1 protein-coding gene is annotated in these 670 nt (G+C 49.6%); it reads left to right on the forward strand.

Annotated elements, in window-relative coordinates; genetic code table 11:
• Positions 1 to 670, forward strand: a 670-nt coding sequence (locus tag AC1DRJ_RS31255) for a hypothetical protein (protein ID WP_477805506.1), incomplete at both ends; no start/stop codon positions are given.

A 670-nucleotide genomic window follows, 5' to 3' on the forward strand; every position in this document is an offset into this window, starting at 1 on the left:
GTATAAAGATCAAAGTAGCGGCTTACGGCAATTTCCACGCCACCGATGTAATCAAGGTTTTCTGGGGCAAGGCCCCKGACGTTGATCGCGACCAACCAGTGTTTGAAGGCGTACTGCCAGCCAGCAATGAAGTCATTGTACCTATTCAAGTTTTTATAGATTCTATGGAAGGCAGGAACACACTTGTCTATGTGGTGACTGACCTCGCCGGTAATAAAGGTAAAAAGTCCGCTCCCAGTTCTCGCGAAGTAAAACGTATTGCTGACCCGACAGTTTTTAAGCCGCCGGTGGTGCCATTGGCCAATGGTGAGGACGGCGATGATTTGATTGACCTGGCGGATTGCAAGCAGGGTGTCGACATCATCATCGAGGTACCGACTCCTAATGCCGGTCCGGACACGATTATGGTGTTTTGGGGGGATGAACCGCTTGGTGAGAAGCGAGTGGATGCAAGTATCGACGGCAAGCTGACGTGGGTTAATGTTGACTTTGCGATTATCAAAAAGGTCTATGGCAATACCGACGGCGATGAAGAAACGACCATCAGCTACAAGATGTTCAGAGACACCCGGCTTATAGGTGGCAGTGAAGCCAAAATCACCGTTAATATTTATTACATTGGCCCCGTTAATCCGGGGGAGCCAGACCCTGTCAATGACGCGTTGAATCC

Source organism: Pseudomonas sp. P5_B2, from assembly GCF_056400445.1.